This is a genomic window from Reyranella sp. (assembly GCF_004297405.1).
In the GTDB taxonomy this organism is placed as follows: Bacteria; Pseudomonadota; Alphaproteobacteria; order Reyranellales; family Reyranellaceae; genus Reyranella.
The window spans coordinates 1-9,228 of record NZ_SCVC01000010.1 but is presented as its reverse complement, the minus strand read 5'-3'; the positions used below and the strand labels follow the sequence as shown (position 1 = coordinate 9,228).

The following is a 9,228-nucleotide window of genomic DNA, read 5'->3' as shown; positions in this document are numbered from 1 at the left end:
GCCTGCGAGGCGGCGACCGTGCTGTTCATGCGCAAGTTCGGCCCGACCATTCGGGCACGGGCTGCTACGCCGGCTGCCGAGCTGTCCATGCTCGGCAGGATTGCGGCCCTTCTTCCCACCCATACCCGCCGCTCCGAGGAGAGCCAGGCGCTGCAGCAATTCTCGACGCCGCTCGCTCTCGGGTTTGTCGCCGCCAGCGCTGCTGCGACCACCCCGGCTGATCTCGTGCTCGAGCCTTCGGCCGGCACGGGCCTGCTCGCCATCTTCGCGGAGCGTGCCGGCAGTGGCCTGCACTTGAACGAGCTTGCGGCCACGCGCGCGGCCTTGCTCGGACGCCTGTTTCCCGCTGTCGCGACGACACGCTACGACGCGGCTCACATCCACGACCATCTCGACGATGCCGTGCGCCCGAGCGTCGTGCTGATGAATCCGCCATTCTCGGCTGCGGCGCATGTCGACGGCACCGTCGCCGATGCCGCCCTTCGCCACATATCGTCTGCGCTCGCCCGGCTCGCCGACGGCGGGCGTCTGGTCGCGATCACCGGCGCCAGCCTCTCGCCGGACCATCCGTCATGGCGCGAGGCCTTCGTCCGCCTCCAGGAACGCGGCCGTGTCGTGTTCTCCGCCGCCATCGATGGGCGTGTCTACGCACGCCACGGTACCGCGGTCGAGACCCGACTCACCGTTATCGACCGCATTCCTGCCGACGATCCAACATCGTTTCCAGCATCATTCAGCATGGCCCCCGACGTCGGCACGCTACTCCGGTGGGTGATATCGCATGTTCCATCGCGCCTGCCTCTCCACAGCGCTGCCGTGCTTCCGACAACCATCCATCCCGTCGCGGTCAGACCGAGCCGCAGGCCCGCACAACAGCGGCTCGCTGTTGCAGGCAGTTCGTTCGAACGAGCGGGCATCGAGCTCGCGTATGAGACCGTCGACTGGAAGCCGACCGAGGACGGTAGCCTCACCGAAGCGCTGTATGAAGGGTACGACCTGCAGTCGATCCGGATTCCCGGTTCGCAGTCCCATCCGACACGGCTGGTGCAGTCGGCGGCGATGGCGTCGGTCGCGCCACCCAAGCCCTCTTACCGACCGCACCTGCCGGCCGATGCCGTCAGCGTCGGCCTGCTGTCCGATGCCCAGCTCGAGAGCGTCATCTATGCGGGCGAGGCCCATAGTGGCCATCTCGCCGGATCGTGGATCGTCGACGAGACCTTCGACATCGTCTCGGCCGCGCCCGACGATGCCAACAACGCCCTGCGCTTCCGCCGCGGCTGGATGCTGGGCGACGGTACTGGCGCCGGGAAGGGCCGCCAGGTCGCCGGCATACTTTTGGACAATTGGCTGAAGGGCCGCCGACGGGCTGTCTGGATCTCGAAGTCCGACAAGCTGATCGAGGATGCCCAGCGCGACTGGTCGGCGCTCGGCATGGAGCGGCTGTTGGTGACGCCACTCGCCCGCTTCCGCCAGGGAATGCCGATCCGCCTTGAGCAGGGCATCCTTTTTGCCACCTACGCCACGCTACGGACCGACGCGCGCGAGGAAAGGGTTTCGCGGGTCCGGCAGATCGTCGATTGGCTGGGTTCGGACTTCGACGGAGTGATCGTGTTCGACGAAAGCCATGCCATGGCAAATGCCGCCGGCGGCAAAGGCGAGCGCGGCGATCAGGCGCCCTCTCAGCAGGGCCGTGCAGGCCTGCGCCTGCAGCATGCTCTGCCCGACGCCCGTGTCGTCTATGTCTCTGCCACGGGCGCGACCACGGTGCACAATCTCGCCTACGCCCAGCGACTCGGCCTCTGGGGTGGCGAGGACTTCCCCTTCGCCACGCGCGCCGAGTTCGTCCAGGCGATCGAGGGCGGCGGCGTTGCCGCCATGGAGGTGCTCGCCCGTGATCTCAAGGCGCTCGGCCTCTATGCGGCCCGGTCGCTGTCGTACGAGGGCGTCGCGTACGAGCTGGTCGAGCACGCCCTCACGCCGGAGCAGGTCCGCATCTACGACGCCTATGCCGGCGGCTTCCAGGTCATCCATAACAATCTCGACGCCGCCCTGCAGGCCGCCAACGTCACCGGCGAGCGCGGCACGCTCAATGCCCAGGCGAAGTCCGCGGCACGCTCGGCTTTCGAATCCGCCAAGCAGCGCTTCTTCTCGCATCTGATCACCTCGATGAAGACGCCGACACTGATCCGCGCGATCGAGCGTGATCTAGAGGCGGGATATGCCGCCGTCATCCAGATCGTCTCCACTGGCGAAGCGCTTATGGAGCGTCGACTTTCCGACATTCCGACCGAGGAGTGGGGCGACGTGCAAGTCGACATCACGCCGCGCGAGTATGTGTTGGACTACTTGGCGCACAGCTTCCCGACCCAGCTGTTCGAGCCCTTCACCGATGGCGACGGCAATCTCTCCTCGCGGCCGGTTTATCGCGACGGTCAGCCGGTGCATTGCCGCGACGCCGTCGAGCGTCGTGATCGCCTGATCGAGCGGCTAGCCTCACTCGCACCAGTCCAGGGCGCGCTTGACCAGATCGTTCAGCGCTTCGGCACTGACCTGGTCGCCGAGGTGACCGGTCGGTCGCGGCGGATCGTTCGCAAGGGCGACAGGCTCTGCGTTGAGAACCGTCCGGGCTCGGCCAACCTCGCCGAGGCGCAGGCCTTCATGGATGACGACAAGCGCATCCTGGTATTCAGCGACGCCGGCGGCACCGGCCGCTCCTACCATGCCGACCTTTCCGCCCGGAACCAGCGGCTGCGTGCCCACTACCTGCTGGAGGCCGGCTGGAAGGCCGATACGGCCATCCAGGGGCTGGGACGCAGCAATCGCACCAACCAGGCTCAGCCGCCGCTGTTCCGGCCGATCGCTACCGACGTGAAAGCCGAGAAGCGCTTCCTGTCCACCATCGCCCGCCGGCTCGACACGCTGGGTGCCATCACCAAGGGCCAGCGCCAGACCGGCGGTCAAGGCCTGTTCCGGGCCGACGACAATCTCGAATCGCCCTACGGCCGGGCGGCGCTACGTCAGCTCTACGTACTGCTGTTCGCCGGCAAGGTCGAAGGCTGTTCGCTGGAGGCTTTCGAGACGGCGACGGGCATGAATCTGACCGACCAGGACGGCAGCCTGCGTGAGGAGCTGCCGCCGATCACGACCTTCCTCAATCGCCTGCTGGCACTCACCATCGGTCTTCAGAACACGCTGTTCGGGGTGTTCGAGGATCTGCTGCGCGCGAAGATCGAGGGCGCGCGCGCCTCCGGCACCTACGACGTCGGCGTCGAGACCCTGACGGCCGAGAGCCTGACGGTGACGAAGCGCCAAGTGGTGTATGTCCATCCGACGACCGGCGCCGAGACGCAGGTATTCACCATCCGCCGCAAGGAGCGCAACCAGCCTCTCGCCCTGGCCGATGCATTGGACCGGGCCGCCGATCCTCGCGCGGTCCTGCTTGTCAATGCGCAGTCGGGCCGGGCGGCGGTGCAGGTGTCGGCGCCCAGCGTCGTGCTGGACGATGGCGAGGTCGAACGCCGCGTCCGGCTCGTGCGTCCGATGGAGCGGACGGCGCTTTCGGTCGCGGCCCTCGAGCAATCGCACTGGCAAAGGTCGGACCAAGCTGCGTTTGCCGAGGCTTGGACACGGGAGCTCGCCGAGATACCTCCTTTCACGGAGAGCGAGCTCCTTATCGTCACTGGCCTGCTGCTGCCGATCTGGAAGCGCCTGCCGGACGAGTCCATGCGGGTCTATCGGCTTCAGACGGACGCCGGCGAGCGCGTCATTGGCCGGCTGGTGTCGCCGGCCTGGGTGGTGCAAGCCGCCTGCGCCGATGGCGTGAGCATCGCGCCGGCGGATGCCTTGACCGCCGTGCTCGACGGTCGGACCATCCTCGAGCTTCGGGACGGGTTGTCACTTCGCCGCGCCAAGGTGATGGGCCTGTTCCGGGTGGAACTCTTCGGCTTCACCGACGGCATGGTGGATCGCCTGAAGGCGACGGGGCTGATGTCCGAGATCATTGCCTGGAAGCTGCGGCTGTTCGTGCCGACCGGTGCCAATGGACCGGAGATCCTGGCGGCGTTGATGGAACGCTACCCGATCATCCGCATCGCCGATCGGGCCGCGGCGTGAGGAGGCAGTCATGCCGTTGCCCGCCGCGGACCTGGCCCGTCGCCTCGCGCGCAATGCCGAGGCGGTGTGCCGTCATTACCTCTCGAACGGCCGTCGCGAGGGCCGCTACTGGCTGGTTGGCGATGTCGCCAACACGAAGGGCCGCAGCCTGTTCGTGCGCTTGAGCGGCCCGGACCAGGGCAAGGGCGCAGCTGGTAACTGGACCGACTCGGCCACCGGGCAGCATGGCGATCTTCTGGACCTGATCGCCCTCAATCGCGGATTCGACCGCCTGCGCGATACCTTGGACGAGGCACGGGCGTTCCTGGCCTTGCCTTCGGACCAGATCGCTCCTCGGCAGGAGCGTCTTCCCGCGCCGCGCGGTTCGCCTGAGTCTGCTCGGCGTCTCTACGCCATGTCTCGCCCGATTGCAGGCACCTTGGCGCAAACCTACCTGCATCGTCGCGGAATCACAGCCGTGGCGCATTATGACCCGCTACGCTTCAATCCACGCTGCTACTACCGGCCCGACGAGCACAGCCCGACCGAACCTTGGCCGGCACTGATCGCCGCCGTCACCGATCCTGGCGGCACGATCACCGGAGCACACCGCACCTGGCTCGATCCGTCAGGCCACGACAAGGCGCCGATCGCTTCACCGCGTCGGGCCATGGGCCAGCTTCTCGGGCACGGTGTCCGTTTCGCCGTGGCCCGCGACGTCATGGCCGCCGGGGAAGGGATCGAGACCATGCTGTCCCTGCGCATGATCCTGCCGACTCTGCCGATGGTGGCCGCACTCTCGGCCAATCACCTCGCCGCCTTGCTGCTTCCACCGACACTGCGCCGTCTCTATGTCGCTCGCGATGCCGACCCGGCCGGTGAAGCCGCGACGGCCAGCCTGTGCACCCGCGCGGAGGCCGCCGGGATCGAGCCGTTCGTCCTGTCGCCCTGTTTCGACGACTTCAATGATGATCTCCGCCGCCTGGGTATTGAAGGGCTCCGGTCATCGGTGCGCCGGCAGCTCGCCCCGCCGGACATGGTGCGTTTCCTGGCTTTGGCCCATGAGGGGATGAGCCCGGGGACGTGAATCACTTCGTCATTGGACGCTCCGCTGCCCTTCGGATCGGACGGGAGCGCGCCCCGGCCTTCCAGAGGGGCGATCGGACGGCAGGCAGCCCGGTCCCGCAACGGCGGTCCTTCAGCTTTCTTCCCCTGCCGGCTGCGCCGGCATTCCTCGCGAGGCAAGAAAGCCTCGGGCCGCCGTCCTCCGCTGCGCTTCGGCCGCAAGCGCGGTGCGGGCCTGTTCCGCCCGCCGTCTGTCGACGCCCACGAAGGCCGCGATGGGCGCGGTCGATCCGACAAAGGACACCATCATGCCGACCCACAACGATCCTGACTTCGAGCCCGTGCACGGCTCATCCCCGACCGACCACGTCCTCACCGAGCTGCAGCTCTTTGGCCACCGTCCCTTCCAGGACGAGCCCGACCCGCGGCCGTTGCCCGAAGGCAACATCATCAACGGCGCCGTCGTCGACATCTTCGATGCGCTGGTCTCGACCCTCACAGACACCCGCCTCGAGCCGGACCTCGAAGACCTGCTGTGGTCGACCGTCAACCTGTTCCATCGCGCCGTCGACCGGATCGAGCGCGAGCTCGACGGCAACGAGCAGGCGCAGCGGCGCAGTCAGAAGGAGCAGAATGGCTCGGAGATCCGCTCGGTCGAGCTGGAGCGTCTCGTCGCCGAAGGCTTGACCCTCATCGAGCGCCGCAATGCCATGGAGCTCTTCCGCGACCAGGCCGCCGAGCGCTTCGAAGTCCACACTGGCTCGACCTGGCGGCCGCGCACCGGCTCGATGGTCAACCACCGGGCGCTCACCGCCGCCATGATCGACAGCCGCGAGTTCCTGAGCGCTCGTCGCCGCGCCGAAACCGAACTGCTGGTGCCGGCCGGACCGAAGATCGCCTTTACGGGTGGTGCCGACTTCAACAACCACCCGCTCATCTGGAGCACGCTCGACAAGGTCCGCGTCAAGCACCCCGACATGGTGCTGCTGCACGGTGGTTCGCCGACCGGTGCGGAGCGCATCGCCGCCCGCTGGGCCGACAGCCGCAAGGTGACGCACGTTCCGTTCAAGCCCGACTGGACCCGTCATGCCAAGGCAGCACCCTTCAAGCGCAACGACCAGATCCTGGAAATCCTGCCGATCGGCGTCATCGTGTTCCCCGGCTCCGGCATCCAGGAGAACCTCGCCGACAAGGCGCGGAAGCTTGGCATACCGGTCTGGCGCTTTGGTTCGGGTGGCGCGTGAGCGCCACCTCCTTCTTGCGTCCCCCGGCAGCCGGATCCGCGAGAGCGAGAGGAAGGCCGGGAGCGGGTGAGCCGCCGGGCCTTCAGAGAGAGCGGGCGGCGGCTCGCCTCTTTCTGCTCTCCGGGACACGATCCATGTCTGCTTCAGCTCTTCCTTCTGCATCCGCGCCGCTGCGCCAAGGTCTCGTGGTGAAAGGCGATCTTGCCGTTCTGCCGTCGGCAGAGACGACGGAGCAGGACTTGCTCGCCGGATTGCTCGCTTCAGCGCGAGGTAGCGAACAAGCTTCTGCTCTCTTGCAGCACTTTCCGAGCATTGGCCATGTTATCGCAGCCGAAGCGGCGCAGCTTCGCGCCTTCCGATTGAGGGGCCGTGACATCGCCGCGTTTCGGCTTGTTCGCGAGATCGCTTGCCGCATGGCCAGAGCCGAGGTGCGCAGACGTCCCGTGCTCACCAACTGGCAGGCGCTGATCGCCTACCTGCAGATGGCAATGGCCTGCGAGCAGGTCGAGCAGTTCCGAATCCTGTTTCTTGATACCAAGAACAATCTCATCGCTGACGAGGTGCAGCAGCGGGGCACCGTCAATCACACGCCTGTCTACCCGCGAGAGGTCATCAAACGAGCGTTAATTCTCAACGCCTCCGCTTTGATCGTTGTCCATAATCATCCATCCGGCGATCCAAAGCCATCGCGGGACGACATTGAGATGACGCGGGAACTGAAAGCAGCTGCCAAGTCTCTTGAGATCGAGCTGCATGACCACGTCGTGATCGGTCATGGCACTCATGCTTCGTTTCGGTCGCTTGGACTACTGTAGAATTGCTGTCTCCTACAGCATGCTCGGTCTGAACTGCGATCGCCGGCTGATGACCTTACCGGCGATCATGAACACGCCGTCACCGGTGTAGTGCAGCGTCGCGGGATGCTTGGGCGAGCCCGCGACGTGCGCCTTCACGACCTCGAAGATGAAGAAGTTGTACTTGGAGATGAGGCTGCCATCCGCCAGCCGGCATTCGAAGCTGGCATGGCATTCTGCTATCAGCGGTGCGTTGACTTCCTGCGCCGTGCGGGGTCAGCTTGAACTTCTCGAACTTGTCGATCTCCGCTCCGGATGTGTTGCCAACCCCGACCACCTGATCGGTGAGCGCCGTCGTCGGAAGGTTGATGACGCATTCCTTGCTGCGCCGGATCAGGCCGAAGCTATGGTTGCCGCCAGCGATCACGCAGCCGACCAGAGACGGCGTGAACTCCATCACCGTATGCCAGCCCATGGTCATGATGTTACGCTGGTCGCCATGCGCTGAGGTGACCAGTACGATCGGTCCAGGTTCCAGGAAGCGCCGGATTCCGGAGACCGGCAGGTCGATCTTGCGACGGGGGCTCGCCATCTGTTCTTCCTTGGCTGGAACGAGGTTCCTCGAATTGATCAAGGTCCAGCGTCTCTCATTTGCAACCCAAAGTCTCTCTTCTGCCACGTTCATGTTTGATAAGATCCGCCGGCGCCATGGTGGTGGTGGAAGGCGCGACCGTTCGACCCTGGTCACGGAGACCCACCATGCTTGCTACCGGTATCGTTCTCAGCATCGTCGGCCTCGGATTCTTCTGCTGGCTGCTGTTTACGCTGGCCATCTATGCGCTTCCCACCTTCGCCGGACTCGCCGGGGGATTGGCGGCGTTCCACAGTGGAGCCGGAGTCGTGGGCGCCATCACCGTCGGATTGCTGGTAGGCGGGGCGATCTGGGCGCTTGGACAGTTCGTTTTCGCGAGTACGCGCACGCCGCTCCGCGCCATTGTCGGTCTGGTCTATGCGGTCCCGGCTGCCATCGCCGGCTATCAGATGTCGTTTGCCTTGGCGGGCCTCGGCCTGCCTGGCGGCGTATGGCAGGCGGCATTCGCCGTGATCGGCGCCGTTGTCTCCGGCTGTACGGCCTTCTCGCGACTTGCACTGTTGGCTCCGGCGCCGGACGGGCGGGGCACGGGGAGCACTTACTCGCCTGCTGGTGGGCGGCTGCACGACCAGGGCTGACGCCTTCCGTTTCCATCATCGAATAGGTTGGCGAAGATCGGCGCGGTGAACGTCTGCCTTGACGCGACAGGCAACGCAGCCTTCCGTGACCAGTTCGAGGAGGCGCCCACTAGCGAGCCGACAGGGGCAGGCGAGATGCGCTGTCGACGACCGGTTGGGGTGAGACGATTCCGTCCTTTTTCTCTGACATGGCCGCCGTCTCTTCGCTGGATGTGCCGGTGCTCTTGCGCAGGACCCTTCAGGTTGGCCACGACGTCTCCCGAGGAGCTGTTTGGCGCGCGACCACGGCCTCTCTTTGGCTTGATCTGGCCAGAGGACGGCTGCGCCTCGATCGCCCGAGCCGCAACGGCGGCGGTTCGACTTTCTTCCCCTGGGCTTCGCCCATTCCTCGCGCGGCAAGAAAGTCGCCCCGCCGCCATCCTCCGCTCTGCTCCGGCCCGTGAAGGGTGCGGCGTCGATCGCCTCCGGCCTGCAGATCGCCATCGAGGCCGCGATGGTCGCGGGGCTCGAAACAGCACAGGAGAAGTCACATGGCCAACATCGGTTCCTTCAAGAAGGTCAGCAACGAGTACCAGGGCGAGATCGTCACCTTGAGCGTCCAGGCAAGGGGCGTGCGCATCGTCCCCGAGGCCAACCGGTCCAACGACAACGCACCGAGCCACCGGGTGTTCGTCGGCCGGGCCGAGATCGGGGCCGCCTGGTCGAAGCGCTCCAACGAGGGCCGCGACTACCTCTCGCTCAAGCTCGACGATCCGAGCTTCAACGCCCCGATCTTCGCCAACCTGTTCGACGACGAGGACGGC

Annotated in this window: 6 protein-coding genes and 1 pseudogene; 6 read left to right on the top strand and 1 reads right to left on the bottom strand. The window is 66.0% G+C overall.

What is annotated here, in order from left to right; genetic code table 11:
* From EPO50_RS07855 to radC, 4 genes are all read left to right on the top strand, one after another.
* On the top strand, positions 1-4,113 hold a 4,113-nt coding region (locus EPO50_RS07855), incomplete at its 5' end, for a strawberry notch family protein (protein WP_296342700.1).
* A 10-nt stretch (positions 4,114-4,123) separates the two neighbouring features.
* Positions 4,124-5,179 (top strand): toprim domain-containing protein, encoded by a 1,056-nt coding sequence (locus EPO50_RS07850; protein ID WP_296342678.1) that lies wholly within the window; start codon positions 4,124-4,126, stop codon positions 5,177-5,179.
* Positions 5,180-5,465: 286 nt separating this feature from the next.
* Entirely contained in the window at positions 5,466-6,401 is a 936-nt protein-coding gene (locus EPO50_RS07845) for a DUF2493 domain-containing protein (protein WP_296342702.1), read from the top strand.
* Between the two features lie 134 nt (positions 6,402-6,535).
* Positions 6,536-7,216, top strand: a complete 681-nt coding sequence (gene radC, locus EPO50_RS07840; protein WP_296342676.1) for a DNA repair protein RadC — start codon at positions 6,536-6,538, stop codon at positions 7,214-7,216.
* A 12-nt stretch (positions 7,217-7,228) separates the two neighbouring features.
* Here the strand turns inward: radC and EPO50_RS07835 are convergent.
* Positions 7,229-7,787 (bottom strand): annotated as a pseudogene (locus tag EPO50_RS07835) (flavin reductase family protein).
* A 167-nt stretch (positions 7,788-7,954) separates the two neighbouring features.
* Between EPO50_RS07835 and EPO50_RS07830 the strand changes: the two are divergent.
* Entirely contained in the window at positions 7,955-8,425 is a 471-nt protein-coding gene (locus tag EPO50_RS07830) for a hypothetical protein (RefSeq protein ID WP_296342674.1), read from the top strand.
* A 530-nt stretch (positions 8,426-8,955) separates the two neighbouring features.
* Positions 8,956-9,228 (top strand): DUF736 domain-containing protein (locus EPO50_RS07825; protein WP_296342672.1); only part of this gene is annotated, 273 nt, incomplete at its 3' end.